The organism is Halobacillus sp. ABD4_316 (assembly GCF_056161385.1).
Genome location: NZ_JBSWZA010000001.1, coordinates 1,295,336 through 1,322,258, shown reverse-complemented (window position 1 = coordinate 1,322,258; position 26,923 = coordinate 1,295,336). Strand labels below are relative to the sequence as shown.

At 46.8% G+C, this 26,923-nt stretch carries 28 protein-coding genes; 23 read left to right on the top strand and 5 right to left on the bottom strand.

Annotation, left to right across the window (positions count from 1 at the left end; all coding sequences use genetic code 11):
* The first annotated feature begins 5 nt into the window (after positions 1 to 5).
* Together thpR and ACXAJH_RS07090 are read left to right on the top strand one after the other, a co-directional pair.
* On the top strand, positions 6 to 584 hold the full coding sequence (gene thpR, locus ACXAJH_RS07095; RefSeq protein ID WP_474969242.1) for an RNA 2',3'-cyclic phosphodiesterase: 579 nt from the start codon (positions 6 to 8) through the stop codon (positions 582 to 584).
* Complete coding sequence (locus ACXAJH_RS07090) at positions 568 to 1,485, top strand: nuclease-related domain-containing protein (protein WP_474993441.1); 918 nt, start codon at positions 568 to 570, stop codon at positions 1,483 to 1,485. The genes thpR and ACXAJH_RS07090 overlap by 17 nt, the downstream gene beginning before the upstream one ends.
* Here the strand turns inward: ACXAJH_RS07090 and ACXAJH_RS07085 are convergent.
* Positions 1,472 to 2,488: an EAL domain-containing protein gene (locus ACXAJH_RS07085; RefSeq protein WP_474993439.1), complete on the bottom strand. Its 1,017-nt coding sequence runs from the start codon at positions 2,486 to 2,488 to the stop codon at positions 1,472 to 1,474. The two genes, ACXAJH_RS07090 and ACXAJH_RS07085, sit on opposite strands and share 14 nt — an antisense overlap.
* A gap of 83 nt (positions 2,489 to 2,571) precedes the next feature.
* On the opposite strand from ACXAJH_RS07085, the gene ACXAJH_RS07080 reads away from it, so the two are divergent.
* From ACXAJH_RS07080 to ACXAJH_RS07070, 3 genes are all read left to right on the top strand, one after another.
* Complete coding sequence (locus ACXAJH_RS07080; RefSeq protein WP_474993437.1) at positions 2,572 to 3,495, top strand: diacylglycerol/lipid kinase family protein; 924 nt, start codon at positions 2,572 to 2,574, stop codon at positions 3,493 to 3,495.
* A 158-nt stretch (positions 3,496 to 3,653) separates the two neighbouring features.
* Positions 3,654 to 4,451 carry a phosphotransferase gene (locus ACXAJH_RS07075; RefSeq protein WP_474970428.1) on the top strand — a complete coding sequence of 266 codons (798 nt, stop codon included), beginning with the start codon at positions 3,654 to 3,656 and terminating at the stop codon, positions 4,449 to 4,451.
* Positions 4,452 to 4,585: 134 nt separating this feature from the next.
* On the top strand, positions 4,586 to 5,287 hold the full coding sequence (locus ACXAJH_RS07070; protein WP_474969238.1) for an SDR family NAD(P)-dependent oxidoreductase: 702 nt from the start codon (positions 4,586 to 4,588) through the stop codon (positions 5,285 to 5,287).
* 36 nt (positions 5,288 to 5,323) lie between these two features.
* Here ACXAJH_RS07070 and ACXAJH_RS07065 read toward each other — a convergent pair whose 3' ends face one another.
* Positions 5,324 to 5,497 carry a hypothetical protein gene (locus ACXAJH_RS07065; RefSeq protein ID WP_474969237.1) on the bottom strand — a complete coding sequence of 58 codons (174 nt, stop codon included), beginning with the start codon at positions 5,495 to 5,497 and terminating at the stop codon, positions 5,324 to 5,326.
* Positions 5,498 to 5,759: 262 nt separating this feature from the next.
* On the opposite strand from ACXAJH_RS07065, the gene trmB reads away from it, so the two are divergent.
* The gene (trmB, locus tag ACXAJH_RS07060; RefSeq protein WP_474989589.1) at positions 5,760 to 6,404 is read left to right on the top strand and encodes a tRNA (guanosine(46)-N7)-methyltransferase TrmB; all 645 of its coding nucleotides are present in this window, start codon (positions 5,760 to 5,762) and stop codon (positions 6,402 to 6,404) included.
* Positions 6,405 to 6,470: 66 nt separating this feature from the next.
* Positions 6,471 to 7,325, top strand: coding sequence for a YtnP family quorum-quenching lactonase (locus tag ACXAJH_RS07055; RefSeq protein WP_474969235.1), 855 nt, complete (start codon positions 6,471 to 6,473; stop codon positions 7,323 to 7,325).
* Positions 7,326 to 7,361: 36 nt separating this feature from the next.
* On the opposite strand, the gene ACXAJH_RS07050 is transcribed toward ACXAJH_RS07055, so the two are convergent.
* Positions 7,362 to 7,679 (bottom strand): PepSY domain-containing protein, encoded by a 318-nt coding sequence (locus tag ACXAJH_RS07050; protein WP_474969234.1) that lies wholly within the window; start codon positions 7,677 to 7,679, stop codon positions 7,362 to 7,364.
* Positions 7,680 to 7,830: 151 nt separating this feature from the next.
* Between ACXAJH_RS07050 and ACXAJH_RS07045 the strand changes: the two genes are divergently transcribed.
* Both ACXAJH_RS07045 and ACXAJH_RS07040 read left to right on the top strand, forming a co-directional pair.
* Positions 7,831 to 8,898 carry a M42 family metallopeptidase gene (locus ACXAJH_RS07045; RefSeq protein WP_474969233.1) on the top strand — a complete coding sequence of 356 codons (1,068 nt, stop codon included), beginning with the start codon at positions 7,831 to 7,833 and terminating at the stop codon, positions 8,896 to 8,898.
* A gap of 121 nt (positions 8,899 to 9,019) precedes the next feature.
* A complete protein-coding gene (locus ACXAJH_RS07040; RefSeq protein ID WP_474970427.1) occupies positions 9,020 to 9,523 on the top strand; it encodes a DUF84 family protein in 504 nt (167 codons plus the stop codon).
* Positions 9,524 to 9,595: 72 nt separating this feature from the next.
* Here ACXAJH_RS07040 and ACXAJH_RS07035 read toward each other — a convergent pair whose 3' ends face one another.
* Both ACXAJH_RS07035 and ACXAJH_RS07030 read right to left on the bottom strand, forming a co-directional pair.
* Complete coding sequence (locus ACXAJH_RS07035) at positions 9,596 to 10,036, bottom strand: YtoQ family protein (protein ID WP_474969232.1); 441 nt, start codon at positions 10,034 to 10,036, stop codon at positions 9,596 to 9,598.
* A gap of 72 nt (positions 10,037 to 10,108) precedes the next feature.
* Entirely contained in the window at positions 10,109 to 12,193 is a 2,085-nt protein-coding gene (locus ACXAJH_RS07030; protein ID WP_474993436.1) for a methyl-accepting chemotaxis protein, read from the bottom strand.
* Positions 12,194 to 12,385: 192 nt separating this feature from the next.
* Here ACXAJH_RS07030 and ACXAJH_RS07025 point away from each other — a divergent pair, with 192 nt between their 5' ends.
* The 14 genes from ACXAJH_RS07025 to motS all read left to right on the top strand — a co-directional run bounded on the left by ACXAJH_RS07025 (position 12,386) and on the right by motS (position 26,912).
* Positions 12,386 to 13,414: a PTS sugar transporter subunit IIC gene (locus tag ACXAJH_RS07025; RefSeq protein WP_474969230.1), complete on the top strand. Its 1,029-nt coding sequence runs from the start codon at positions 12,386 to 12,388 to the stop codon at positions 13,412 to 13,414.
* 32 nt (positions 13,415 to 13,446) lie between these two features.
* Positions 13,447 to 13,764, top strand: a complete 318-nt coding sequence (locus ACXAJH_RS07020) for a thioredoxin family protein (protein ID WP_474969229.1) — start codon at positions 13,447 to 13,449, stop codon at positions 13,762 to 13,764.
* 140 nt (positions 13,765 to 13,904) lie between these two features.
* Complete coding sequence (locus ACXAJH_RS07015) at positions 13,905 to 14,723, top strand: DUF1444 domain-containing protein (protein WP_474969228.1); 819 nt, start codon at positions 13,905 to 13,907, stop codon at positions 14,721 to 14,723.
* A 3-nt stretch (positions 14,724 to 14,726) separates the two neighbouring features.
* Positions 14,727 to 15,335, top strand: a complete 609-nt coding sequence (ytpR, locus tag ACXAJH_RS07010; RefSeq protein ID WP_474969227.1) for a YtpR family tRNA-binding protein — start codon at positions 14,727 to 14,729, stop codon at positions 15,333 to 15,335.
* A 150-nt stretch (positions 15,336 to 15,485) separates the two neighbouring features.
* Positions 15,486 to 18,641 carry a DNA translocase FtsK gene (locus ACXAJH_RS07005; protein ID WP_474993434.1) on the top strand — a complete coding sequence of 1,052 codons (3,156 nt, stop codon included), beginning with the start codon at positions 15,486 to 15,488 and terminating at the stop codon, positions 18,639 to 18,641.
* A gap of 108 nt (positions 18,642 to 18,749) precedes the next feature.
* A complete protein-coding gene (locus ACXAJH_RS07000) occupies positions 18,750 to 19,865 on the top strand; it encodes a nicotinate phosphoribosyltransferase (protein WP_474969225.1) in 1,116 nt (371 codons plus the stop codon).
* A 190-nt stretch (positions 19,866 to 20,055) separates the two neighbouring features.
* On the top strand, positions 20,056 to 21,351 hold the full coding sequence (murC, locus tag ACXAJH_RS06995; RefSeq protein WP_474969224.1) for a UDP-N-acetylmuramate--L-alanine ligase: 1,296 nt from the start codon (positions 20,056 to 20,058) through the stop codon (positions 21,349 to 21,351).
* 194 nt (positions 21,352 to 21,545) lie between these two features.
* Positions 21,546 to 21,965, top strand: coding sequence for a DUF948 domain-containing protein (locus ACXAJH_RS06990; RefSeq protein ID WP_027955113.1), 420 nt, complete (start codon positions 21,546 to 21,548; stop codon positions 21,963 to 21,965).
* Between the two features lie 12 nt (positions 21,966 to 21,977).
* Entirely contained in the window at positions 21,978 to 22,400 is a 423-nt protein-coding gene (locus tag ACXAJH_RS06985) for a YtxH domain-containing protein (RefSeq protein ID WP_474969223.1), read from the top strand.
* Positions 22,401 to 22,452: 52 nt separating this feature from the next.
* Entirely contained in the window at positions 22,453 to 22,776 is a 324-nt protein-coding gene (gene ytxJ, locus ACXAJH_RS06980) for a bacillithiol system redox-active protein YtxJ (RefSeq protein WP_474969222.1), read from the top strand.
* Positions 22,777 to 22,960: 184 nt separating this feature from the next.
* Positions 22,961 to 24,019, top strand: a complete 1,059-nt coding sequence (locus ACXAJH_RS06975; protein ID WP_474993432.1) for a bifunctional 3-deoxy-7-phosphoheptulonate synthase/chorismate mutase — start codon at positions 22,961 to 22,963, stop codon at positions 24,017 to 24,019.
* 235 nt (positions 24,020 to 24,254) lie between these two features.
* Entirely contained in the window at positions 24,255 to 25,256 is a 1,002-nt protein-coding gene (gene ccpA / locus ACXAJH_RS06970; RefSeq protein ID WP_474993431.1) for a catabolite control protein A, read from the top strand.
* A gap of 50 nt (positions 25,257 to 25,306) precedes the next feature.
* A complete protein-coding gene (motP, locus tag ACXAJH_RS06965) occupies positions 25,307 to 26,131 on the top strand; it encodes a flagellar motor protein MotP (protein ID WP_474993429.1) in 825 nt (274 codons plus the stop codon).
* On the top strand, positions 26,121 to 26,912 hold the full coding sequence (gene motS, locus ACXAJH_RS06960; protein WP_474993427.1) for a flagellar motor protein MotS: 792 nt from the start codon (positions 26,121 to 26,123) through the stop codon (positions 26,910 to 26,912). Before motP ends, motS begins: the two co-directional genes overlap by 11 nt.
* The last annotated feature ends 11 nt before the right edge of the window (positions 26,913 to 26,923 follow it).

The window sequence follows — 26,923 nt, the reverse complement described above, 5'->3', positions numbered from 1 at the left end:
GGATCATGAGCGACCCTCATTATTTTATCGGCTTGAAGACAGAACAAGCAGCAGATCATCTTCTTCTATGGCAGCAGGAACTGAGGGAACATATGCGGTACAAAGTTTGGACCCATCCCTCAGACTTTCACATAACCCTAAAGTTTCTGGGGCCGGCATCCGATGAAAAAATAAACAAGTTGATTACAATGCTCCACCAGCAGGAGATGCCGGATGCTTTTTCCATCACTATCGGACCCGCCGGTGGTTTCGGCAACCCGCAGTCCCCGCGGGTCTTCCTCGCTGAAGTGGAAAAAGCCCCGGGGCTGGAGAAGCTGTACCAACAGACAGAGGAAGCAGCAGCTGCATCCGGATGGAGTCGGGAAAGAAGGAAGTTTCACCCTCATATTACACTGGCAAAAAAACAGGCGGAAGGACAGTCACCGCTCTCGTTAAGTAACGTTCCTGCTGTATTTCAACAGAAGTTCCCGATGGTTGTGGACCAAATAACGTTATTCAGGATCCACCCCGGGGAACATCCGAAATATCAAGAAGTGTTCACCATTGAATTAAAAAGTAGGGATGGCAATGGCTCAACTAATTAAACTGAATGATTATATCTCCAGATATGAAGTGAATATGTATCAATATCCCGCTCAGTTTATCCGATTGAAACAGGAAAACTGGACGAAAATGCGGTCCCTCTATGAGCAGGGACGGCTGGACTTTCAAAAAGAACTTCCGGATTCTATGGAAGTTGAACCGGAAAAAACTCCATGGTGGAAAGCATTATTCCGGGACAAAGGGCTTGGAGACGCTGGTGAAGAAGCAGCATCCATGATGGTGGAGAAACAGCCCCGCTCATTAAGGGAGTTGAAGCAGTACTACCTGGATGGGCTGCTTCCCTTTCAATTGAAATGGGCGACGACCACCCTCCAGAAAAAATCCTTTCTGCATCCAGCCTACCGGGACGATCCGTCCCTCTCTTTTTATCTGCAGCGCTTCCCGGATACCTACCTGCTCATGTATGAACCGGTCGCTCAGCTGAGAAACGCAGAATTGGAAATCGATCACATCCTGATTGGCCCGCATGGGCTGGAGTTGGTTGCATCTCTGCCTGCCCGGAAGGGGGAGACGGCGTATGTGCAGTCTGAACACACGTGGATGCTGGAAGAAGGTAACGTTCAGCGGAAAGTCCAAAGTCCGCTGATTTCGTTGAAGCGCACGGAAACCTTTGTAAGGAGTGTTCTTAGAAAATACGATATTGATTTTCCTTACACTAAAGTGGTATTATCCCCTGCCTTGTCATTTGAAAAAACACAGGAACCCTACCAGACGATCTATGTAGGAAACAAGGAGTATGAACGCTGGCTCTATGAGAAGAGACAGATGAGCACACCTTTGAAGCATAAGCAGCTGAAAACGGCAGAAGCTCTCCTGAAGCACTGCCGGACAAGTGCGGTAAAACGAGCCGAATGGGATACAGAGGAACCTATGGAAGAATAGCAGCATGTGGAGCCGGAGCTGGTCTGCCGATCAAGTAGCCCTGGCCAAAGTGGACACCTAGAGCGGCAAGCCAGTTCCATTCCTCCTGGGTTTCAATTCCTTCAGCCAGGACATCAATAGCAAGTCTGCCTGCGTCAGCCATTACTTGGTGAAGAAAGGACTGTTTTTCCGGATGGATATGACAGTCCCGGATGTAGGAACGGTCAATTTTGACATAATCGGGCTGCAGTAAGCGAAGCATCTCCAGGGAACTGTATCCGGTCCCCACATCATCAAGCGCTGTTTTCATTCCGGAAGCTTTGTATTTCTCCAGGATCGTTTTTAAATGATTGACGTTTGTAATTCTCTCTGTTTCCACGACTTCAAACACAAGATCCTCCGAAGGGACATCGTATTCTTTGACCATTTGGAAGGTATGAGCCAGACAGAAGTCCGGGTCATAAATGGTGGAGGGAAGGAAGTTGATGAAAATCTTTTCTCCGTTTTGTAAATGCTCGGCTTTTGCTTTTACGGCCGCTCTTCTTGCTTTTTGGTCAAGCATCGACTGAAGTCCCGCATCACTGGCAAAGGCGAACAGCTCACCAGGATGGATAGAAGCGTGAATCGTCCGCAGTAAAGCTTCATATCCAATCACCTTTTTCATGTTTATATCCATGATCGGCTGTAAATGGGCTTGAAAGTCACCCTTATGAATAATAGAAACGAGATCCGGACGGGAAATCCGTTCGTAGAGGTGTATCAAAGGGATTGGATAGGAACGATCCGTGAAAGGATCAAGGACATGAATACGGAACCGGGGAATATTCCCGTCATTCCATTGTTCCAGTGCATCCTTCAGCTCCTTGTGACTTCGGTAGGAAAAAACGGTGTGGGCCGCGTCTTTATCTTCCACCGTTAAAGGCAGTGGTTTAGGGAAGTGATAGAAATAGGATTCTTTAATGACCAGCTTTCCTTGATCAGGGACTGTGAAAATAGTCCCGCATGACAGGCAGTTGTTTCTCATGTGCTTCTCCTCCTTTTATACTAGTAGTATACTGGAGCAGCAAACATAAAGTATAGTTATTCAACTCGCGGGGAGTGGGGCTCATGTATATTCTGATTGTGAATCCTGCGGCAGGAAACGGCCGGGGGTTAAAGCTGTATCAACAGCTGAAGAAAACGTCCGACTATCACAGCCTGGATATCCGGACGTTTTTCACAGAAGCGCCTGCTGGTGCGGAAGCACTTGCGGCCGACTTGTCAAAATCACAGGGTCCTTCCCTGGAAGCGTGTTTAGTTCTTGGTGGAGACGGCACCCTTCATGAAGTGATCAATGGCTTGAATCCGGCACGGCCTGTTCCCGTCTGTTTTTTACCAGCCGGCTCAGGCAATGATTTTGCAAGGGGACTGGGAGTAAAGTCACGCATTCCTAATTTATTCCAGTCCGTCCTCCGTAAGCCACAGAAGCACCATGTTTATCTGGGAAACTACCAGGTGAACAACGGACAGGAAAGAACCTTCTTGAACAGTGTTGGTATCGGATTTGATGGGGCAGTGGCTTCCTATGCGGAGCGCCCTGACTTTCGGTTGTGGATGCGTCGTCTTCATTTAACGAAATGGATCTACCCCGCGGCTCTTGTCCGTGCTTTGCAGTGGTTCAAGGCTGTGGAAGTGGAAGTGACGCTTGATAATCATCCTCCTGTTATTGAAAAAGTCATGATGATGACAATTACAAACCATCCTTATTTCGGGGGCGGGATGAAAATCGCCCCCCGAGCAGGTATCCACCATCCACGCCTCTCGATCATTCTCGTTCGAGCTCTATCCAAACGGAAACTGCTGGCCCTTTTTTTAAGCGTCTTCATTGGAAAACATACAGCTTTGAGAGAAGTGGTCGAGTGGGAAGCGGACAGGGTCCATGTCCGTACAAATCAGAGGACACGTTTCCAGGTGGACGGCCAGCCTTCCTGCTCGAATGAATGGCTGATCAAGAAAGCGTCATCAAAAACGACATTCCTGAGCAATTCATAGATATCTCTTGAAAGTTGACAGATCAATGAGTTAATCTATTCTAAGGTGACTATTGAATCGGCAGGGTATATTTCGAATAATGACAAAAGTACGGTATACTGAATGAATAAAGACGTGATTCGATCACAAGAGGATTTGAGGAATTGAAGGTGAATTGGTTGGAACATATACTCGGTAGTAATTGGACAATAACACCAGCAGGCGGTTCGACAGGGGAAGCTTACTATGCCCAGACAGATGAGAAGCGGCTGTTTTTAAAACGCAACTCTTCACCTTTTTTAGCCGTCCTGTCCGCAGAAGGGATCGTCCCGAAGCTGATCTGGACCAAAAGGCTGGAGAATGGGGATGTCATTACTGCCCAGGAATGGCTGGACGGGCGGGAATTGAATCCGGAAGAGATGAAGCACCCGCGGGTAGCCGCCCTGTTAAGTAAAATCCACCATTCCACTGAGCTGCTGGATATGTTAATGAGACTGGGTAAGCATCCTTTAACCCCTGATGAAATACTTATGGACATTAAGGAAAACCAAAAGGTTCTGGATAAGGTGGATCCCAGGATTGAAATTCATCAGGCCGTCAGATACCTGGATCAGGAAGTACGGAATGTCCAACACGATGTTCACGTCGTCTGTCATTGTGATACCAATCATAATAACTGGATGTTATCCGCAAAAGATCATCTTTATTTAATCGATTGGGATAACGCGATGGTAGCTGATCCCGCTTTGGATCTCGGAATGCTTTTATACAACTATATCCCTGAGGATTACTGGAAAACATGGTTGAAGGAATACGGTATCCGCCCTGACTCCCACATGTTCCAGCGGATGAAATGGTACTCGATTTCCCAGGCGCTTGCATTTATTCAGTGGCATCAAATGCGGGGAGAATACCATGAATCCGCCGTACGGACGGAAAAATTGAAGACCATCATGAAGCAGCACGGAATTATATAAACCTCTAGTAGAGGAAGAGCTTATGCCACCGCGGCATAAGCTTTTTTTGATAGTTTCCAGAACATTAAAAGGATCAATCTTCCAAACAGGCGGGTATCGTTGGATATCACTCACTAGAAGTGGAGGAGTTGGATATGGAGAAAAACGTACTCGTCTCAGGTGGAAACCGCGGCATTGGTTTTGAGGCATGCCGCCGACTGGCCGAAGCAGGGTTTAAGGTATGGCTCGGTTCCAGAAATGAGGAAAAGGGAGAAGAAGCGGCTTCCCGGCTTCGGAAGGAGGGACTGGATGTTCATTCTATTTTCCTCGATGTTGCTCAGCCCGATAAGATGGATTCAGTCAGGGATAAGATTCTTCAAGAGGACGGCCGGATCGACGCATTGATCAATAATGCCGGTATTTTTCCGGATAAAAAAAGTTCGATTCTGGATATCGATCCTGTCACTTTTGAGGAGATTCAACTCGTGAATTACTTTGGTCCGTATTTTCTCATGAGCAGCCTTATGCCTGTCATGCTGGAGAATAATTATGGACGGATCGTTAATGTGGCCGCAGAGATGGGGGTCAGTCAGGCGATGGACGCTCCGATGGCCGGTGCCTATAAAGCGTCCAAGTACAGCTTGAATGCCTTAACGAGGTTGTTCGCAGGAGCGGCACGCCGGAAGAACGTGAAGGTGAACTCCGTAAGCCCCGGATGGGTGAAAACAGACCTGGGAGGGGAAAAGGCAAAGCGTAAGCCTGAGGAGGCCATGGAAGGAATCTTATGGCTTTCCCAGTTGGAGGAAGAAGGACCGACCGGGAAATTCTTCAGAGATAAGGAAGAGCTTGAATTTTAGCGGATGAATCAGTCTGATCGAAAAAAACCACTGCCCTCAGGCAGCGGTTTTTTGTGTGGCTGGTGTATATTTAAGCTTCTTGGCTTTAACTTCGGCACTCATATGTTCAGATATTTTTTCAAACGGATAAACAAACAGGGCATATCCTGCGAATAGAACAGAGAAGACGGCCAGAACAGATACTTCAAAAAGTTTTGTCATCAATTTCATAGCTTTCTCATCACTCCCGTTCAGTATTGATCAACACGATATTCATCATAAATCAGGAAGCGCTTACAACCCAACCCCCTTAAACGGGGGAATTCTCCGGTATAAACGGAGCAGACGTCCTTATGAAGATATAGAGGCTGGAATAGCTTTAATCATCGCGGATGGTCCATAATCCGTACAGATACAGCGAATATAGAAAAAAATTTTCAATTTAGCGGTCTTCATGGTACCATTTTATCGATAAGAAGGAGGAATTCCATACATGCGTTTAAGAAATAAACCTTGGGCGGACGATTTTCTAAGGGAAGAAGATCAGATTGTCGTCCAGGCTCCATTTGCACAAAAGGGAAGCTGGAAGCAGTTGTTTTCCCACCCTGATCAACCCCTTCATTTAGAGATTGGGTCAGGAAAAGGCCAGTTTATCGCCGGCATGGGTGTCCAGCACCCGGAAGTCAATTTCATCGGCATTGAATTCGTAAAGAGTGTGATTGTCGGTGCGGTGAAAAAAGTGAAAGACGCGGAGACTGAGAATGTAAGGATGGTCAATGAAAATGCAAAAGATTTGACCGATCTTTTTGAAAATAATGAAGTGGACCATATTTATTTGAACTTTTCCGATCCGTGGCCGAAAACGAAGCATGAAAAAAGGAGGCTGACATTCCATACGTTCCTCTCCCAATATGAGGCGGTTCTTAAAGAAGAGGGGAGAGTCACGTTAAAAACGGATAATAAAGGATTATTCGAATATTCGCTGGTCAGTTTTTCTGAATACGGCATGATTCTTGAGGATGTATCCGTCGATCTCCATGCAGATGAGGATCCACTGAATGTCCCGACGGAATATGAAGAGAAATTCTCCGCAAAAGGACAACCCATCTACCGTTGTACAGCAAGATTCACAACCTGATAGCGTTTTCAAAGGCTCTAGTTATTATGATAAACTAGAGCTATCTTTATAGAAGGGGTGATAGTGATGGAAAAGCTGACGATCGGTCAAGCAGAGTTGACCTGGCTGGATGGCGGGGTAACCCATTTGGATGGCGGGGCTATGTTCGGAGTTGTTCCCAGAGCGCTATGGAGCAAGAAATATCCTGTGAACGACAAGAATCAAATTGAACTTCGGACGGATCCTATCTATGTGCATGTGGGAGGGAAACATATTCTCATTGATTCCGGGATTGGGAATGGAAAAATGAATGAAAAACAGATGCGTAATTTCGGAGTGCTTGAAGAATCCAAAATAGATCAAGGACTTCAGACATTAAATCTGACCCGTGAGGATATTGATTATGTCCTGATGACCCATCTTCATTTCGATCACGCCTGCGGTTTAACCCGCTGGGAGGGAGAAGAGCTGGTATCCGCCTTTCCTGAAGCTGTCATTTATACGAGCCGGACGGAATGGGACGAAATGCGGGAGCCGAATATGCGCTCAATTAATACATACTGGGAGGATAACTGGAAACCCGTGGCACATCAGGTGCGGACCTTTGAAGACAGCCTGGAGGTTGTGCCCGGCCTGCGGATGATTCACACAAGCGGCCATAGTGACGGCCATTCTGTTCTTGTTTATGAGGAAGGGGAGCATGTATGGATCCACATGGCTGATTTGATGCCGACCCATGCTCACCAAAATGTGCTGTGGGCTCTCGCTTATGATGATTATCCGGTGACTTCTGTACACGAAAAGAAAAAATGGATGGAATTTGGGTATGATAAAGAAGCCTGGTATACGTTTTACCATGATGCTGTATATCGTGCGTTGAAATTTGACCAGGACGGAAAAATCATCGATCAGGTGGATCAGAAAAAGCATCATTACACATAAAAAAATACCCTCTCTGGAAGAGGGTATTTTTATAAATCAGGCCGTTGTTTCCGCTACATCCACGATGGTGCCTGTGTCTGTATCGATATAAAATTCGAATTGAGAGGTTTCCCCGTCCTGGTTCTTGGAGATGCCGCCTCGATAAACATCATAATTGATGCCGTTTTTATTCAGTTCTTCCGGCTTCATGTAAATCCATGAGCCGCTGATCGGCCCCTGTTTCTTGAAGGCTTCCTTTGCAATTTTCAGTGCCTTTTCAGGAGTGACATTCTGACTGCTGTTGATTTGTTCTTTTACAATATAACCGGCGAGTGCTCCTACACCTGCGGCTATCGCGACTTTTTTCCAGTTCATTAACCAATCACCTCACAACTAGTTTCTAGTGTCCAGTATACTAAATATTCCCGTTAAAAGAAAATCAAAACTCATTTGAACGGCGGATTTGTAGAAACGTTTTCACAATTCCGTTAAAATAGAAACAGATGGAAATAAAGGAGATGTACATATGAATCAAGAAACCCAGGAACTTTTCAAGACGTTGACGGAACTGCCGGGTGCACCTGGAAACGAACATCTGGTACGCCAATTCATGAAAGAAGAGTTAGGGAGATATTCGGATGAAATCGTTCAGGATCGCCTTGGCGGTGTGTTTGGAGTGAAGAAAGGGAAGGGGCCGACGGTTATGGCCGCGGGTCATATGGATGAAGTAGGCTTCATGGTTACTCAAGTCACTGAAAACGGTATGATCCGCTTTCAGCCGCTGGGAGGCTGGTGGAATCAGGTTCTTTTAGCACAGCGGGTGCAGGTAGTGACCGATCGCGGCCCTGTCGTAGGTGTCATTGGATCCATTCCCCCTCACAATCTGACACCGGAACAACGGAAAAAACCGATGGAAATCAAAAATATGCTGATTGATATTGGAGCGGATCATAAAGAAGATGCCAGGGAAATCGGGATCAAGCCCGGGCAGCCGATTGTGCCGATCTGCCCGTTCACACCGATGGCCAATGAAAAGAAAATTCTAGCGAAAGCCTGGGACAACCGTTATGGCTGCGGTCTTTCCATTGAACTACTGAAAGAACTGCAGGGAGAAAAACTTCCGAATGTGCTCTATTCCGGAGCGACTGTCCAGGAAGAAGTCGGACTGCGCGGGGCTCAGGTAGCTGCCAACATGATCCAGCCGGATATTTTTTATGCGATGGATGCCTCACCAGCCAACGATATGAGCGGGGATAAAAAAGAATTCGGTCAGCTGGGTAAGGGGGCACTCCTCCGTATACTCGATCGTTCCATGGTCACACACCGAGGCATGCGTGAATTTATTCTGGATACAGCTGAAACCCATGATATTCCTTACCAGTATTTTGTATCGCAAGGTGGAACAGATGCAGGACGGGTGCATATGGCGAACGATGGCGTTCCATCTGCCGTTGTTGGAATCAGCTCCCGATACATTCACACATCCTCTTCCATTATTCATGTAGATGATTACGCGGCAGCTAAAGAGCTTCTCGTGAAGCTTGTCAAAGCGACGGATCAATCCACTGTCGATGAAATCCGCCGGAACGTATAGATCACCAAAAAGTCACACGTGCTGATGTCAGCGGGTGTGACTTTATGCTAGAATGATAGGAACTAAAGAATTCAAGGACCTTGAAAGAATATAAGGGAGAAGGAGAAAGGTGCCTGTTATGTTGAAGATTTATGTAGGATCAAAGAACCCTACGAAAGTTGATTCGGTGAAGCGGGTATTTCCGGAAGCCGAAGTCGTGGGGATGGAAGTTGAATCAAAAGTGGCAGCACAGCCCTTTTCTGATGAAGAGACGTTGGAAGGTGCCATTAACAGAGCACGCGAATGTGCGTCGCACCATAAATCGAAAATGGGCATTGGTCTGGAAGGCGGGGTCATGGAAATTGAAGATGATCTTTACCTTTGCAACTGGGGCGCCCTTGTAGATGAGAAGGAAAACGTCTATAGTGCAAGTGGAGCCAGGATTCGACTGCCGGATGAGGTGAAGGCAGGCCTTGAAAAAGGAAAAGAATTAGGCGATGTCATGGACGAATACGCAGATAAGCACGATGTCCGGAGTAACGAAGGGGCTATCGGCATATTTACGAATGGTCTGATTCATCGAGAAGATATGTTCACCCACGTTGTCCAGCTACTAAAGGGGCAGTGGGAATTTGATCAACAATAAATGGACGGGGGATGCCCCCGTCCATTTTCTGCATTTGGATTCGGTTTTTATCGGAAACGTCTGCAGCTGCCTTTACTCATAAAGATAAGCAAGGACTTCAACGGCTTGTTCGATGGTTTCTACTGTTACATCAGCCTGATTGGAGAGCTCCTTCAATGGATGAACGAGGGACTCCGGGCGGATCAGGATAAGTGGTTTGCCTGCCTGAATCGCAGCTCCGGCATCCATCGCTGTGTTCCACTGTTTATAGGATTCCCCGAAATAGGCGATGGCCGCATCCGACTTGTTCAATAATATCTTCGTACGGAAATTGTTAATGGAAGAGGCGGCATCATCTCTTTCCACCTGCCCGGGCTGCTCCCCGAGTATTTTTTCCCCAATATCATCGGAGAGTGCATGATTTTCCTGAGGGCTGACAAAAGTTACCGGCAGCTGTTTTTCATCTGCTTTGGATTTGATTTCCCTGCGCCAATCATCGTGAATCTGTCCTGCTAAGTATACAGTAAGCTGCATAATTCTCCCTCCCAATATTCTATTCTTTTTCAGTATGAGAGAGATGGTGATTCAAGTCCAGTTGAAGCTCTTTCAGGAGCTTCGTTTTTTCGGTATATTCCATTTTTGATCTTCTATTGTAAGAACACCCTCATTCAATGGAGTTTCTTTTTCAACCGGACCTTCGTCATCATCCATGGGCTGTTGAAGAATGAATTGGCCTCCTTCTTCTTCAAGTTCGCTGGACAGTTTTTTAACATCTGAAGCCGAACGTGTCACCTGCTCGATGGCAGACAATTGATTTTCACTGGATGCCGCTACTTCTTCGGATGCTGCCGCTGCTTCCTCTGAAATGACACTTATATTGTGCAGGCGGGTCTTGACCTCTTCATTGGCTGTTTCGACTTCGTTGACCGCATCCGTTACTTTACCCGTCTGCTCATTTATATACGTGACGTGGGAAGCGATCGTTTTAAAGGCTTCTTCTGTCTGTTTGACGGAGGATTCCTGTGCAGCCCGGTACTGTTGGAATTGGTCGGCTTCATTGGTCAGCTTATCCATCTGGACGGTCATATGCTCAATCATGCTTTGGATGCTCCGCGCTTCTGTTTTGGACCGTTCAGCAAGTTTCTTCACTTCATCAGCCACAACAGCAAAGCCACGTCCGGATTCTCCGGCACGGGCAGATTCAATAGCCGCATTCAAGGCTAAAAGGTTCGTGCTGTCGGCAAGATCTTCGATCGTTGTTACGACATGATGGACTTCTTTGGACTGTTCGGCCGCAGCTTTCACTTCCTGCGTCATTAAATTAGACAAACGGATAAAATCGTCGGACGTTTCTTTTAAGCCTGTCATCCTCCGAAGGCCTTCATCTCCAGCTTCTTTCGCTTGATCAAGCTTCCCTGCTATGTCTGCTGCTGCTGTCTTTGTCTGTTGAATGGCCGCTGATACATCGTGAATGAAGTGATTGGTTTCATCAATCTGCTGAGCCTGCTCCTGGGAACCAACGGCCACCTCTCCGATGGCTGCATGAACTTCTGAGGCCTGTATGGAAGTTTGCGAAGATACTAGAGCCATCTGCTCCGATGTGTCGTTCATCACCCCGGAGGCTTGAAGCACTTTTCTGACGGACTTCTCCATCTTCCCGGCCATCTCATTGAATTGATCCGCCAGTTCGCCCATTTCATCTTTCGTTTCAAGCCGGATCCGGTGACTTAAATGTCCATCTCCGATAATGGAGGCTCCTGTTTTCAGCTGCTGGATGGATTTACTGATGGAGCGGATCAGCAGAAAACCTGTGAAGAAGAGAATGATAAGCATCAACGACCCTAAAGCTGTAAGGCCTGCTGTAAACCAGACCTGCTGTTGTTCCTGGTCAGCAGCCATGCGTTCGTTCATTTCACCGGCTGCATGCATCACCTGATCCACCCGGGTGGAAACCTGTGAAGCAATTTCCTCGAACGAGGTGCGTATGTTTCCTGCCTGTCCGTAAGTATTATCGATGGTGTTTAAGCCCTGCTCATACTTCAGCAGGCTTCTGCTTAGTACAGCGTTTTCTTCTTCCGGAAGGTTCAAACTTTCAGCGGACTCTTTTAAGGACGAGGAGCTCTCCTTAAAATCATCAAGCTGTTCTTCCTCCGGATTGTTTAAATAAGCCTGCTCCTCCATTTTCATTACCAACAGATCATTTTCCAGCGCTGGACTTCCGGATTGGCTGATCAGCTCACTGAACTGTGCAGAGGCTTCCTGGATCTGCTTACGCAGTCCTTCTGAATCGGAAAAGCCGATCAGCTTAAACATATTTACCAACGGTCCGAGCTCTTCTATGTACTGTTCGGAGCTTTCGTAAATCGACTGAAATCCTTCCTCAATGGATGGGTAGCTGCTGTAGGTTTCTCTGTAGCTAAGAGCTGCTTCCTTCACTTCAGTGACGGCTGTCTCCACAGCTGCGCCCTGGTCTTTTGATGGCTCATTGAAAAACTGCTGCTGTTCCAGTTTCACCTCGTTCATGAGAGCTTGGATGGATTCACTGTCTGTTACGGCCTGCTGAATCATTTGTCTCTCTTCGGCCTGCTTCGACTGCTCCATAAATAAATACGTCGATACGCCTACAAGAAGCAGCAGGGAGCAGAGTGAGGAGATAAGGATGAATCTTACACGTGCGCGAATCGTTTTCATAAGGACCCTCCCTGTGAATTTTCTGAAATTTATGTAGTTATGGATTTATTATAAGACTAATCGATTAGGAACACAATAAAATCCAGGCTTTTAGGAATGGGTCAAAAGACCTTGTCGGAATGCAAGTGACATGTCTTTACACGTGTTGTGTATAGGTGTATAATTTCTTTCGGTAAGACAGGAGGTCATGGAATGAAAAAGTTCTTAAATAAAAAAGGTGTGTACATTTCGGTTCATGCCTATTTCATAACGGCTCTGAGTTATATGGCTCTTGGACTTTTTTCTTCATTAATTATCGGGCTGATTATGAAAACGATTGGTGAACAGCTGGATTTGGGGATGTTTTCAGCTTCTCTTATTGATATGGGAACCTTCGCTATGGATGCAAAGATATGGGGAGGAGCCATCGGGGCGGCTGTAGCCTACGGGTTGAAAGCACCGCCGCTGGTCATCTTTGCTGCCTTATTCAGCGGGGCTTACGGAGCGGATCTCGGCGGCCCGGCCGGCAGTTATATTGCTGCCTTGTTTGCAACGGAATTTGGAAAGGTTGTCAGTAAGGAAACGAAACTTGATATTATCCTTACTCCTTTTTCTACGATTTTGGCAGGGTACTTCGTTGGTGTGATCATTGGAGCGCCGATTGGAGCATTTATGACCGGAATGGGTGAAATCATCAATTGGTCCACTCAACAGCAGCCACTGTTGATGGGTGTCCTTGTTGCCGTTCTCATGGGGCTGGCTTTAACCGCTCCGATCTCGAGTCTGGCAATCGCTCTTATGCTGTCTTTGGAAGGGGCAGCTGCCGGAGCGGCTACTGTCGGCTGTGCAGCCCAGATGATTGGGTTTGCGGTGACAAGTTATAAAGATAATGGATTTGGAGGCGCCGTCGCCCAGGGGATCGGCACATCCATGCTCCAGGTAGCCAATGTCGTGAAAAAACCGTTGATCATCCTTCCGCCGACGCTGGCCGGGGCGCTGCTGGCTCCATTGGCGACGATGTGGCTGTCGATGGAAAACAATGCAGCCGGAGCCGGCATGGGTACAAGTGGATTTGTTGGTCAGATTATGACATTTGAGACGATGGGACTTTCGCTTGAAGTGGGTCTGATCATCCTTTTCCTCCATTTTATAGGGCCTGCGGTCATCAGCTATGGCTTCTATTATTGGTTTTCCAGAAAAGGGTGGATTGAGCCTGGAGACATGAGAATTGAATATGAGTGATCCTGTGCTAGAATAGCGGTGGAGGTGTCCTTATGATTACATTAGAATCGGATCAGCAATTAAAAGAATTGATAGAAAATGAATCGGTCATCCTGCTCTTTTCGGCGGACTGGTGCCCGGACTGCCGGGTGATCGAGCCCTTCCTTCCTGAGCTGGAAGAAAAATATTCCCAATGGACATTTGTTTATGTAGACCGTGATCAATTTATCCACGTCTGCGCCGAGAATGACATTTTTGGAATTCCGAGCTTTCTTGCTTTCCGCGAAGGCGGAGAAGCCGGACGGTTTGTCAGTAAAGATCGTAAGACAAAAGAAGAAATCGAAGCTTTCCTAACGAACGTTTCCGGTTAACCTACAGACAGGCTGTGCAGATGGCGCAGCCTGTCTGCTTTTTTTACTACAAAGATGTGTGTATAATGGAAGAGTATGCAAATCGAAAAGAAATCAACGACATGATCTTCTTTCTTCCCATGTAAAAGGAGGAAAAACCAATGAAAATGACGAGTATTAAAATGAAGAAGAAATTAGAGGAGCGGCTGGCCCGGGACGAGTGGAAAGCTACCTTTAACCGAGATAAGGACACATTCAGAATTGAATGGGCAGAGTCTGGAAAAGGGATCACAATCACCCTCCCCAATGTCATATCTAAATACCAAGCGCGTGGGGAAGAGGCTCTTGATGAGCTGGAAGACCATGTAACAGAAGCCCTGCGTGTGATGGAGGAAGATCACCAACTGACAGGAAAGGAACAGTATATCTTTCCTGTTATTCGTGCGGCTTCTTTCCCAACAGAGACAGAGCAGGGGAAAAAGCTCGTTTATACAGATCATACGGCTGAAACCCGTATTTATTATGCCATTGATCTTGGGAAGTCCTATCAGCTGATTGATGAGGATATGCTGAAAAAAGAAAAGTGGGATCTTGACAGGATCCGGGAAATTTCAGGTTTCAACGTCCGGTCTCTGAAAACCAATCTGAAAAAAGATACGGTCTATGGCAATGATTTTTATTTTCATTCCGCCGGTGACGGGTATGATGCAAGCAGGATTCTGAATGAAGCCCTGCTTGAACAGCTCAAGGCAGAAGCCAAAGGAGAGCTTGCCATCAGCATTCCGCACCAGGATGTTATCATTTTTGCGGATGTTCAAAATCCAGAAGGCTATGATATATTAGCTCAGATGGCTATGAAGTTCTTTGCTGAAGGAACGGTCCCCGTAACTTCTTTGAGCTTTCTTTATGAAGATAAACAATTGGAGCCGATATTCATTCTGGCTCAGAAAAAACCGAAAAAGGACCGAAAGGAAGAGTAGATCATGCACGTATTTTACAACAAGCAAGGAATTGGAGACGTTTTACTTATTCCCGTGAAGGAAGGCAGCCGGGACGAAATCAAACAGGAATCCTATGGTGATGTCGTAAAAATCACTGATAAAAGAGATGGATCCCTGCTTGGGTACAACATCTTCCATGCCTCCAAGTATTTCAATATTGAAGGACAGGGCAAAATCCGTTTAACGGAAGACGTGCTGGCTCCTATCAAGGATCTTTTTACGCAGAATGAATTGAATGATGTCCTTGATTTCGACCTCAGCCCTAAGTTTGTCGTAGGGTACGTAAAAGAAAAAGCCCCTCATGAAAATGCGGATAAATTAAGCGTGTGTCAGGTGGACGTTGGAGATGAAATTCTTCAAATCGTCTGTGGTGCACCGAATGTGGATGCAGGACAGAAGGTGGTTGTAGCGAAAGTAGGAGCTGTCATGCCAGGTGGAATGAAGATTAAGGACGCGAAGCTTAGAGGTGTTCCATCTTCAGGAATGATCTGCTCTGCCAAGGAACTCAATCTGCCGGATGCACCTGAGGAGAAGGGTATTCTTGTATTGGATGACCAATATGAAACAGGGCAGACGTTTGAAATGGAATAACTCTGTCTAAAAGCAAAGCAGCTGGTCTGCTTTGCTTTTTTTGATTCAAAAGTCATTTTTAAAGCGATTGTAAACCAAACCCTGCTGTAAACCTGTTAAAATATAAGGGAATCAGCATTATGATTTAAATTGGAAAAGAGTGTGAACTTAATGTGGAAAGACTTAAAAGATAAAATGAAACGCTTGTTTGAACAGGAAGAAAACCATGCTGAAGAAGCTGCCGTACATAAAGAAGAAAAGAAAGATGTCAACGCAAAAACAAAAATGACCTATCGATACCCGAAGCAGGGAGAATTCCGTTTCCCTGTCATTCCAGATCAGGATCAGGAACGCAGAGAACATGTGTCACGCGCAAGATCTGAGCGCAGACGTCATGTTCAGGAAGAAGAGCCGGAAGTAGAAAAACGACCACAGCGCAGGCAGAGAAAACAGCCGGAACCGGAAGAGGAATTGAAAGAGACACTTGAAACGACGTCCATTCCTTTTACTCCAAGTGATGTTCCCTCCCCTATCTTTGGCTATCAGACCAGGCAGATGACGAAAGGGCTGCAGAACCTGGAGTATACAGTCGAGGAAAATTCCAAGCCGGAATTTTATACAGGTTCCTATGAAGAGAAAAAGTGGCAGGATTTACGGGAAAAATTGAGAGAGCGCGTCCAGGTTGGCAGGAAACAGCCGGATGCTGTGACTCCATCCGAGAGTGAGCCGGAACGGGAAAGCCGTCAGGAAGGTGCGGCGTCGCTGGAAATGGAAGTGCCTGTCCAGGAGGAGCTTCCAAATAGAAATGAAGAGCTGTCGAAGCTCAAAAATGATTCCATGCGCGACGAACATACCGAAGAGACGCCGGCAGACACAGAGTCCCACGAACACGAAGACACATCCACAGTAGATTTGGAAATGCATGCATTGAATCCGGGGACGGGAGACAGCTCTGTGGAAACCGGTTCAGATCAGGAAGTCCATTCAGAAGCGCCTGAAGAAGAAACATACAGGTACCGTCTGCAGGATATCTTCGACCAGGATGCTCCAACCATAGACAAAACCAATGCATATGGTAATGGAGAGGTTTATACAGAAGAAGAGAAGCCGGAGAATGAAGAAACTCAAGATGCCCCGTTTGAAGATGATACTTCTGAGGCGGCAGAGCGGCCGTTGATCAATGAAGAGGAAGAAGAAGCCGCTCCAGACAGTGTTGGAGAGCTTCCTGACCCGGAAGAATATAGGGCAGAGGAAGAAACAGCAGAGCTCGAAGTTGAGATGGAAACCGAGCGGACTGAGGTAAATCAAGCTGAATTCGAGGAGTCGGAAGCTCACACGGCTGAGGACGTTTCTGAGGCGGCAGAACGACCGTTGATCAATGAAGAGGAAGAAGAAGCCGCTCCAGACAGTGTTGGAGAGCTTCCTGACCCGGAAGAATATAGGGCAGAGGAAGAAACAGCAGAGCTCGAGGTCGAGACGGAAACCGAGCGGACTGAGGTAAATCAACCAGAATTCCAAGATATGGAAACTCACACGGCTGAGAACGAAGCCGGAGATAGGGCAGAGGGAACCGAAGAACTTCCAGATGCCGGCACAGGACATGAGGCTGTGTCTGAATTGGATGAACAGGAGAGGGGAACGGAAGAAGACATGGAGCCCCAACCGCTTGGGGAAAAACCGTCAGGATCCCGGGAAGACCAAGAGGAAACACGAAAATCCTCTTCCAGAAGAAGCGTGCCATTTAATGTGCTTATGACGCCTCGGGATAAGCGGTCAAGAGATCATCAGAAGACGGAAGCTCCTAAACAGGAAGAACCCAAGCCTGAAACTGTCCAAACGAAGGAAACTCAGGTGGAGAAACCAGCACCTGAACAGGAAGAAGAAGCAGGAAAAAGACCTCCTGAATATGTACGGAGTGAATATCAGACACCGCTGCATCTACTCGAGGATCCTGTCCGTCCATCCACAGATGATGACAGCTGGATTACCGGACAGATGGAACTGCTCGAAACAACCCTGCGTCATTTCCATGTCCGGGCGAATGTTATCAATGCAATGAAGGGGCCTTCTGTCACACGTTTCGAAGTTCAGCCGGAGCCGGGAGTGAAAGTAAGCAAAATCACCAACCTCGCGGATGATATAAAACTGAGCATGGCTGCAAAAGATATACGTATAGAAGCTCCGATTCCAGGAAAGCAGGCCGTCGGAATTGAAGTTCCCAACAAACAGCCACAGATGGTGGGACTGCAGGAGATTTTTGAGGATGAAGCCTTTTCTCAAGAACAGTCCCCGCTTTCTGTCGGACTCGGCCTTGATATCGGTGGGGAGTCGATTGTGACCAACCTGAAAAAGATGCCGCACGGGTTGATTGCAGGGGCTACAGGTTCAGGGAAAAGTGTGTGTATCAACACCATTCTTGTCAGCTTGTTATACAAAGCACACTATGATGATGTGAAGTTCCTGCTGATTGATCCTAAGATGGTGGAACTGGCGCCTTACAATGACCTCCCTCATTTAGTCGCACCAGTCATTACTGATGTAAAAGCGGCCACGACAGCTCTGAAGTGGGCCGTAAAAGAAATGGAAGAGCGGTATGAAAAGTTCGTAGCCGAAGGCGTCAGGGATGTGGAGCGTTTCAACGATAAGATGATTAAACAGGGACGTGCTTCTGAGAAGCTTCCTTATCTTGTAATCGTGATTGATGAGCTTGCCGACCTGATGATGGTTTCTCCGCAGGATGTCGAAGATGCCATCTGCCGGATTGCTCAAAAGGCTCGTGCCTGTGGCATTCACCTGCTGCTTGCTACTCAGCGTCCGTCTGTAGATGTCATTACAGGCCTTATCAAAGCGAATATTCCAACGAGGATCGCCTTCAGTGTATCTTCCCAGGTGGATTCCCGTACCATCATCGACTCGTCAGGTGCCGAGAAGCTGTTAGGAAAAGGGGACATGCTTTTCGTTGAAAATGGTTCAGGTCAGCCTGTCCGGATTCAGGGAGCTTTCGTATCAGATGACGAAATTGAACGGGTCACGAGCTTTGTGAAGAAAATGGCTCCTCCTCAGTATCTGTTCCATCAGGATGAATTGATCAAGCAGGTATCGACCGAAGAAGAGACGGATGAGCTGTTTGATGAAGCGGTTGATTTCGTCCTTGCTCAGAACGGAGCCAGTGCCTCTTTGATCCAGCGCCGCTTCAAAGTCGGGTACAATAGAGCCGCCCGCCTCATTGACCAGATGGAGGACTATGGGATTATTTCTGAACAGAAGGGAAGCAAACCGAGGGATGTCCTTCTGACCAGACAGCAGATCGAAGAAATAATGGACTAAAATCTTGGAGATTGGTCGAAAGGCTTGTGAAACAGGTCTCAATTTTATATGATGGACTATGAATAAAAATTCGACCAATTACGACCTATATGTTTAAGGAGTTAAGCCATGAAGGAAATTGCACTTAAATTAAATGGGGAGATCAGCCGACTGACCAACAAGACATTCAAGTTTGATGAACGCGTTGCTGAAGGCTGGTTCTCTGCCGTCTATTTTTTGAAGACCCGGGATATCGTTAAAAGCCACCTTCCTGATAATAAGGTGACGATGCAGTTTTTCCAGAAGGATCATGCCGTTTTATGCGGGACGGATGAAGTGATTGCCCTTATCCATACCTTTGCGGACCATCCGGAGGAATTGGAGATTCATTCTCTGAAAGATGGCGATAAGATCAGTCCGTATGAAACTGTTCTTACAGTCACGGGCCCTTATCAATATTTCGGATTTCTGGAGGGGATCATTGACGGTATTCTGGCCCGGCGTACATCTGTGGCCACCAATGTCTACAATGTCGTAAAAGCGGCCAGATCCTCCGGCAAACAAAAACCGATTATTTTTATGGGAGACCGGGATGACCACTTTACGCAGCAGTCCGGGGATGGATATTCTGCATTCATCGGGGGATCGACTGCCCAGGCCACCCACGCCATGAATGAATGGTGGGGGAAAGAAGGAATGGGTACGATGCCCCACGCGCTGATCCAAATGTTTAAAGGTGATGTAGTCGCGGCTACAAAAGCCTATCATGAACAATTCCCGGACGATCAGCTCATGGCTCTCGTTGATTATAATAATGATGTCATTACAGATTCCCTTAGCGTTGCCCGGGAATTCGGAGACGAGTTGAAAGGCGTCCGCCTGGATACGTCAAGGAATCTCGTGGACAAATATTTCCTGAGAAATCAGCATCTGATGGGGACATTTGATCCGAGAGGGGTCAATCCTGAATTAATCTTTGCCTTACGCCGGGCATTGGATCAGGAAGGATTCCGTCATGTGAAGATTGTCGTGAGCGGCGGGTTCACGAAGGAACGTATCCGCGCGTTTGAAGAGAAAAAAGTTCCTGTTGATATGTATGGAGTAGGTGGAAGCCTCTTGAAGATAGGAATCGGATTTACGGGGGATAACGTCATCATTGATGGCGAAGCGGAAGCCAAGGAAGGCCGTCGTTTCAAACCGAATCCAAGACTGGAATATGTAGAATATACAGGACCAGCCGAATAGCAGTTTGGAAGGTGCGGACGATCCTCGTTGGTGCCTTCCCGGCAGGTCCTGCTTTTTCTAAAGCGATTTCCGTGATAAGATAAGGAAATGCAGACAAGGACTCATCTGTGCAGAGAGGTGAAGCGCAGATCGATCCTCGTTACATATACTATACCTAAAGTGACCCACTTTATTTTGGAGGTTCTTGTTTATGACAACTTACCATTTCATTGGTATCAAAGGAACTGGAATGAGTTCGCTTGCCCAGATTCTCCACGACTCGGGCGAGAAAGTTCAAGGATCAGACGTAGATAAACGCTTTTTTACACAAGACGTACTAGAAGCTAAAAATATAGAGATCATGTCTTTTTCAGAAGAAAACATTACTGACGGCCAGACGATTATTGCCGGAAATGCCTTTGGGGACGATCATGAAGAAATCGTGGCAGCCAGGGAGAAAGGTCTGCCGTTTTACCGGTACCACGATTTTTTAGGTGAGTGGCTGCAGAAGTATACAAGTATAGCTGTCACAGGCGCACACGGGAAAACGTCGACAACCGGCCTTCTTGCACATGTGCTGACAGAGAACTACCCGACGTCCTTCCTGATAGGGGACGGAACCGGGCAGGGTCATGAAGACAGTCAATACTTTGCTTTTGAAGCATGCGAGTACCGCCGTCATTTTCTTGCTTATGAGCCGGATTATGCCATCATGACAAACATTGACTTTGACCACCCGGATTACTTCTCAAGTGTGGAGGATGTTTTCCAGGCCTTTCAACAGATGGCAAAACAGGTGAAGAAAGGGATTATTGCGTGCGGGGATGATGAGCATCTGCAGCATATTCAGGCCAACGTCCCTGTCCTTTACTATGGACTGGCTGACACGAACGATTTCCAGGCTCAGAATATCCGTGAAGGTGAAGATGGAACGACGTTTGACGTGTTTGTGCGCAACAACTTTTATGATACATTCACGATCCCGCAGTACGGAAACCACACCGTTTTGAATGCCCTCAGCGTGATTGCTCTCTGCCATTATGAGCAGATGCAGCCGGAGCAGATCAAAAAGCTTGCCACATTTAAAGGTGTAAAGCGCCGCTTTACCGAAAAGGTCTGGCATAATCAGATTCTTGTCGATGACTATGCCCATCACCCGATCGAAATTACAGCGACCATCGACTCAGCACGTAAGAAATATGCCGATCGACCGGTCATCGCTATTTTCCAGCCCCATACCTTTACAAGGACAAAAACGTTCTTGAATGAGTTTGCGGAAAGCTTGAAGGAAGCGGATCATGTATACTTGTGCGATATCTTTGGTTCGGCCCGTGAAAATGGCGGAAAACTGACCATTGACCATCTGCAGGAGCTGATTCCTGAATCCAAGGTCCTTCAACTGGATGAAACGCAGCAGCTGGCCGAGTATGATGATGCTGTTCTTCTTTTCATGGGAGCCGGGGATATTCAAAAGTTCCAGGACGCTTACGAAAAGCAGTACAATTAAGCAGGCATGCGGCTTTCAACTTTGAAAAGCCGCATGTTTTTTCAATAAAAGTAGAAAATTGGCTGATAAAAAAAGGATATTATGTTTAAGATAGCGAATATGTCCATTTATAAGCAGCCTTCACGTTTAGGAAAAGCCTGATTAGGGCAATAACTAAACTGTGTTGATTACATAAGAAGGAGTGTGCAGGGGGAATGATCAATATCCTTTACATTGCTGCTTTAATTGCAGCAGTGGCTTTTGCTGTTCTTGTAATTTTCTTAGCAAGAACGTTAACGGCTGTACGCCGTACAATGAACAACGTCGCTGATACCCTTGAGGGTGTAGAGAAACAAATGGAAGGCATCACTCTTGAGACCACTGAGCTGTTGAATAAAACGAATAAGCTGGCTGAGGATGTAGGCGAGAAATCGCAGAAACTCAATACATTAGTTGATGGTGTAAAGGGTATAGGGGATACCGTACAGGAATTTAACCAATCCATACGTTCTGTATCCAAGGGTTTTACTCAGTCAGCCAATGAGCACACAGACTCAGCTGCCCAGGCAGTCAAGTGGGGGCAGGTGGCGATCAGCCTTTGGAAGAAAGCGAAGAAAGAAGATAAGAATTCATAAGGAGGAATTAACATGGGACAACAAAACAAAGAACAAAATAATGGTAGAGATTTTGTACTGGGTTCGCTGATCGGCGGTTTAGTCGGTGCAGCTGTTGCCTTGCTCTTTGCTCCGAAATCCGGACGTGAACTGCGCGAGAACATCAATCAAGGCTCCGGGGAGTTGAGAGAGCGTGCCGGCGAGTGGAAGGATGTCGCTTATGAAAAGGGCGGAGAATGGAAAGACCGTGCTGTTGAATCCTCTTCCCATCTGACAAAATCCGTTTCTGAAAAATCTCAGGAGTGGAGCGGACTGATGAAGGACAAAGTGAAAAACATCCGTACAAATGAAGAAGATGAAGCGGAAAGAGCCGCTCAGGAAGTAGCTGAAGCCATCGAGGAAGCTGCTCAGGAGCTGGAAAGACAGCAGGACTCTACGACATCGACAAATATTTGACACAGTATGGAGACTGTCCGCAGTCTCCATCTTTCTTTTAGGAGGAATAGAAATGACAATCGAAGTGATTCAAGACAAACAGGCATTTGAACAGGTGGTTAGCGAAAAAGAGGCATTTATCCTGCTCAAGCACAGTTTAACATGCCCGGTCAGCACGTTTGCTCATCACCAATATAAGCAGTTCACCGACGGAGCGGATGTACCGTGCTACATTCTTCATATCCAGGAGGCAAGAGATTTGTCCAATCATATTGCTGCGGAATATGATGTCCAGCATGAATCCCCACAGGCCCTTTATTTTAAAAACGGGCAGGTGGTATGGCACGACAGCCATGGCGCAATTACAGCAGATCAGCTGAAAGAAGTCACAGCATAAGAACACGGTTTTATGGAGGAAGGTTCAAGATAAGCTTGATCCTTCCTCCAACTTTTTAGCCAGTTTTTCATGAAAACACTTTCAAAGGGATGACAATATTCAAAAAGTTAGCTATAATTGTCCCTAATTATTTCATAATACTTATGATTCTAATTATCAAATATCATTGTAGGGGGACGTAAGCATGAGTAATCAAAAGCTTGACCAGTTGCGCAGCGAGTTGGATAAGGTTAATTTAGACCTTTTGAGTTTAATCAATAAACGCGGTGATCTGGTAAAGGGAATTGGTCAGATCAAAGAACAGCAGGGGATGAACCGCTTCGATCCAGTAAGGGAGAGAGCGATGCTGGACCAGTTGTCCCAGCACAATGATGGACCTTTCGAGGATTCAACAATCGTACATTTATTCAAGGAAATCTTCAAAGCAGCGCTGGAACTGCAGGAAGATGACCACCGTAAAGCACTGCTTGTATCCAGGAAGAAAAAGCCTGAAGATACAGTCGTTGAAATAAAAGGAGAACAAGTCGGAAACGGCACACCTTCCTTTGTTATGGGGCCATGTGCGGTGGAAAGCTACGAGCAGGTATCTGAAGTGGCCAAAGCTGTGAAAGCAGAAGGTCTGACACTGCTTCGTGGTGGAGCCTTCAAACCGAGAACTTCTCCATATGACTTCCAGGGACTTGGTCTGGAAGGATTGAAGATTTTGAAACAGGCGGCAGATGAGCAGGGACTTGCAGTCGTCAGTGAAATCGTGAACCCAGGAGACCTGGAAGAAGCTCTGGAATACCTGGATGTCATTCAAATCGGTGCCCGAAACATGCAGAACTTCGAGCTTCTGAAAGCCGCAGGTTCTGTGAACAAGCCGGTACTACTTAAACGTGGATTGTCAGCAACGATTGCCGAGTTCATCAATGCAGCTGAATACATCATCTCACGTGGGAATGAAAACATCATTCTCTGTGAGCGCGGTATCCGCACCTACGAAAAAGCAACAAGGAATACATTGGACATTTCCGCTGTCCCGATCCTTAAGCAGGAAACCCACCTGCCGGTCATGGTGGATGTAACGCACTCAACCGGCCGTCGCGACCTACTGCTTCCTACAGCGAAAGCAGCAATCGCTGTCGGTGCCGATGGTGTCATGGCTGAAGTTCACCCGGATCCGGCTGTTGCTCTTTCGGATTCAGCTCAGCAGATGGATATTCCGACCTTCCACGCCTTCATGGAAGAACTGAAAAAATAACGGAGAAAAAAGATAAAGACAGGCTGATCAAACAGCCTGTCTTATTTTTTATTCATAGTTTCTAAAAAAATCAGGAAGACTATAAGTAACCTTTTGCACGAATTTAGGAATCCGTTATAATGGATAGGGTACAAACTCTAGAGAACCGTATGATTATTGCGCAGGCAGGCGATCTGTCGTATGATTGTTCTTATAAGTACTACGGTACGACAGGATTCGATGAGGAGGAAATTAGATGAATGTAACAATATATGATGTAGCACGCGAAGCTAACGTTTCAATGGCAACCGTTTCGCGGGTCGTCAACGGCAACCCGAATGTGAAACCCGCCACAAGAAAGAAAGTACATGATGCGATTGAACGGCTCGGCTACCGTCCAAACGCAGTAGCGAGAGGTCTTGCGAGTAAGAAGACAACGACAGTGGGTGTCATTATTCCGGATATCTCCAGCATTTTCTTCGCAGAATTGGCACGGGGAATTGAAGATATCGCAACCATGTACAACTATAACATTATCTTAAGTAACTCAGACCAGAACAAAGACAAAGAGCTTCATTTGATCAATGCCATGCTCGGCAAGCAGGTGGACGGACTGATCTTCATGGGTGGCGACATTACCGATGACCACATCCGTGAGTTCAAGACGTCTTCTGTACCGATTGCGCTGGCGGCGACTGTTGATGAGACTCAGGAAACGCCATCTGTAAACATTGATTATGAAGAAGCGTCCTATGATGCAACGAAGATGCTTCTGGACTCCAATAACGAGCGGATTGCCTTCATTTCCGGACCGGAGAATACATTAATCAATACAAGAAAAGTGACAGGCTTCAAACGTGCCATGAGTGAAAAGGGCGTCGAGGATGCTGACAAATACATCGTAACTGGAGATTACTCCTACGATTCCGGTCATGAAGCGCTTGAGCAGATCCTTGAGATGGACGAACAGCCGTCAGCCGTTTTCGTTTCTTCTGATGAAATGGCCCTCGGGGTTATTCACGGAGCGCAGGACCGCGGCATTCGTGTACCTGAGGATATGGAAGTGTTCGGTTTTGATAATACACGTCTGGCTACCATGGTGCGTCCAACGCTTTCCACTGTTGTACAGCCGATGTATGACATCGGAGCAGTGGCCATGCGTCTGCTTACGAAATTCATGAACAAAGAAGAAGTAGAGGAACAGAACGTGGTTCTTCCACACCGAATTATTGAAAGAAACTCAACTCAGCAGAAATAGTACCGATATATGTACTAAAAGGTACTTGTTCGAACTGAGGAGAGAGTGAAATGACAAAAAAAGATTTAATGACTCCCATAGGAATTACTCTTGGATTTGCTATGGTTATGGTTGGAATCATGTCCAACGCAGGCATCGGAGGGGCCGCCTCCTTTATACAAATGTCCTCTATCGTGATTGTGCTGGGAGGGCTGGCCGCCGCTATTCTCGTGAACTTCAATCTTACTGAAGTGAAGCTGACCTTCCGTGTGACGAAGGAAGCCTTCAAAGAAAGCAGCATGAACCTGAGAGAGCTGATCAGCCTCTTTGTGAGGCTTTCTGAGCGGGCCCGGAGGGAAGGGCTGCTTGCCTTGGAAGCTGAGCTTGAGGAAGTGGAGGATCCTTTTATAAGGAAAGGGATTCTTCTGGCTGTTGACGGTGTAGAGCCTGATGTCATTAATGAAATTATGAATGCGGAGATTTCCGCTGTGGAAGAGCGGCACCAAAAAGGAAGAGCTCTTATTGAAAAGGCGGGGGAATATGCTCCTGCCTGGGGAATGATTGGAACGCTGATTGGTCTTGTCCTGATGCTTTCCAGCTTATCCACTCCGGAAGAGCTTGGTCCTAAAATGGCCGTCGCTCTTCTTACTACTTTCTATGGAACACTGCTCGCCAACCTTGTTTTCATTCCGATGGCGGGGAAACTTGAGAACAAAACGGACCAGGAAGTGTTCATGAAGCAGATTATCATCGAAGGGGTCATCGGTGTCCAGTCCGGCCAGAACCCGAAACTTCTGGAAGAAAAACTGGGAGCATTCCTGTCTGAAAATGATAAGAAGATTCTGGAAGACGAAGAACAAAACGATCCACTTGGGGAAGCAGCCAATGAGGCGTAGACCTAAAAAGAAGAAGCAGGACGGCGCACCCAAATGGATGACTACATATGCAGACATGATCACCCTTGTCCTTGTATTCTTTATTCTTTTATTTTCCATGTCCCAGATTAACCTCGATAAATTTGAGGCGATAGCAGAAAGCTTCCGAAACCGGATGATCCTGGACTTTTATCCTTCTGCTGTGGAAAACGAGAATCCCACTGATCAGGCTGAGATAGAGGAAAACGGTGAAAAGAATAATGAATTTGACATGCCGCCGGAAGAAGCGGAAGCTTCACAATCAAGTGAGGCTGAAGCGGAAAAGGAGCAGGACCTGGATGAACTGAAGCAGGAGATCGATGAATACCTGAAGGAAAACGATTTGAGCGACATTATTGCTGCGACAAATTCCGACCGCGGCGTCGTCCTCGTTCTTGAAGAACAGCTGCTCTTTGAAACAAGTGAGGCAGAAATTCTGGACCAGGCTAAGCCGTTCTTATCCAAGGTAGGCACCCTGCTTGAAAACATTCCGAACTTTGTCAAAGTGGAAGGGCATACGGATAACCGTCAGATTTCCAGCTATCGCTATCCTTCAAACTGGGAATTGTCCGGAGCACGGGCGAGCAGTGTTATCCGGTATATCCTGGATAACACGGAGGACATGGACCCGAAGAGGTTTACCGCTGTTGCTTACGGAGAGACGAGACCGGTCGCTCCTAATGATTCTGAGGAGAACTGGAGCAGGAACCGAAGGGTTGAAATTGTCATTTTAGATCCGGCTTACGAAAATTCCGGATCTTAAAAGCCACTACA

Bases quoted from the DNA above. Each gene is read 5' to 3' on its own strand.
- motS (WP_474993427.1), top strand. From the start codon at position 26,121: ATGAGGCGTAGACCTAAAAAGAAGAAGCAGGACGGCGCACCCAAATGG.
- ACXAJH_RS07065 (WP_474969237.1), bottom strand. From the start codon at position 5,497: ATGAAATTGATGACAAAACTTTTTGAAGTATCTGTTCTGGCCGTCTTC.
- ACXAJH_RS07045 (WP_474969233.1), top strand. From the start codon at position 7,831: ATGAATCAAGAAACCCAGGAACTTTTCAAGACGTTGACGGAACTGCCG.
- ACXAJH_RS07070 (WP_474969238.1), top strand. From the start codon at position 4,586: ATGGAGAAAAACGTACTCGTCTCAGGTGGAAACCGCGGCATTGGTTTT.
- murC (WP_474969224.1), top strand. From the start codon at position 20,056: ATGACAACTTACCATTTCATTGGTATCAAAGGAACTGGAATGAGTTCG.
- ytpR (WP_474969227.1), top strand. From the start codon at position 14,727: ATGCACGTATTTTACAACAAGCAAGGAATTGGAGACGTTTTACTTATT.
- ACXAJH_RS07050 (WP_474969234.1), bottom strand. From the start codon at position 7,679: ATGAACTGGAAAAAAGTCGCGATAGCCGCAGGTGTAGGAGCACTCGCC.
- ACXAJH_RS07025 (WP_474969230.1), top strand. From the start codon at position 12,386: ATGAAAAAGTTCTTAAATAAAAAAGGTGTGTACATTTCGGTTCATGCC.
- ACXAJH_RS07030 (WP_474993436.1), bottom strand. From the start codon at position 12,193: ATGAAAACGATTCGCGCACGTGTAAGATTCATCCTTATCTCCTCACTC.
- ACXAJH_RS07015 (WP_474969228.1), top strand. From the start codon at position 13,905: ATGAAAATGACGAGTATTAAAATGAAGAAGAAATTAGAGGAGCGGCTG.
- ACXAJH_RS06975 (WP_474993432.1), top strand. From the start codon at position 22,961: ATGAGTAATCAAAAGCTTGACCAGTTGCGCAGCGAGTTGGATAAGGTT.
- ACXAJH_RS07035 (WP_474969232.1), bottom strand. From the start codon at position 10,036: ATGCAGCTTACTGTATACTTAGCAGGACAGATTCACGATGATTGGCGC.
- ACXAJH_RS07055 (WP_474969235.1), top strand. From the start codon at position 6,471: ATGGAAAAGCTGACGATCGGTCAAGCAGAGTTGACCTGGCTGGATGGC.
- ACXAJH_RS07005 (WP_474993434.1), top strand. From the start codon at position 15,486: ATGTGGAAAGACTTAAAAGATAAAATGAAACGCTTGTTTGAACAGGAA.
- ACXAJH_RS06990 (WP_027955113.1), top strand. From the start codon at position 21,546: ATGATCAATATCCTTTACATTGCTGCTTTAATTGCAGCAGTGGCTTTT.
- ACXAJH_RS07080 (WP_474993437.1), top strand. From the start codon at position 2,572: ATGTATATTCTGATTGTGAATCCTGCGGCAGGAAACGGCCGGGGGTTA.
- thpR (WP_474969242.1), top strand. From the start codon at position 6: ATGAGCGACCCTCATTATTTTATCGGCTTGAAGACAGAACAAGCAGCA.
- ccpA (WP_474993431.1), top strand. From the start codon at position 24,255: ATGAATGTAACAATATATGATGTAGCACGCGAAGCTAACGTTTCAATG.
- trmB (WP_474989589.1), top strand. From the start codon at position 5,760: ATGCGTTTAAGAAATAAACCTTGGGCGGACGATTTTCTAAGGGAAGAA.
- ACXAJH_RS07020 (WP_474969229.1), top strand. From the start codon at position 13,447: ATGATTACATTAGAATCGGATCAGCAATTAAAAGAATTGATAGAAAAT.
- ACXAJH_RS07085 (WP_474993439.1), bottom strand. From the start codon at position 2,488: ATGAGAAACAACTGCCTGTCATGCGGGACTATTTTCACAGTCCCTGAT.
- motP (WP_474993429.1), top strand. From the start codon at position 25,307: ATGACAAAAAAAGATTTAATGACTCCCATAGGAATTACTCTTGGATTT.
- ytxJ (WP_474969222.1), top strand. From the start codon at position 22,453: ATGACAATCGAAGTGATTCAAGACAAACAGGCATTTGAACAGGTGGTT.
- ACXAJH_RS07000 (WP_474969225.1), top strand. From the start codon at position 18,750: ATGAAGGAAATTGCACTTAAATTAAATGGGGAGATCAGCCGACTGACC.
- ACXAJH_RS06985 (WP_474969223.1), top strand. From the start codon at position 21,978: ATGGGACAACAAAACAAAGAACAAAATAATGGTAGAGATTTTGTACTG.
- ACXAJH_RS07090 (WP_474993441.1), top strand. From the start codon at position 568: ATGGCTCAACTAATTAAACTGAATGATTATATCTCCAGATATGAAGTG.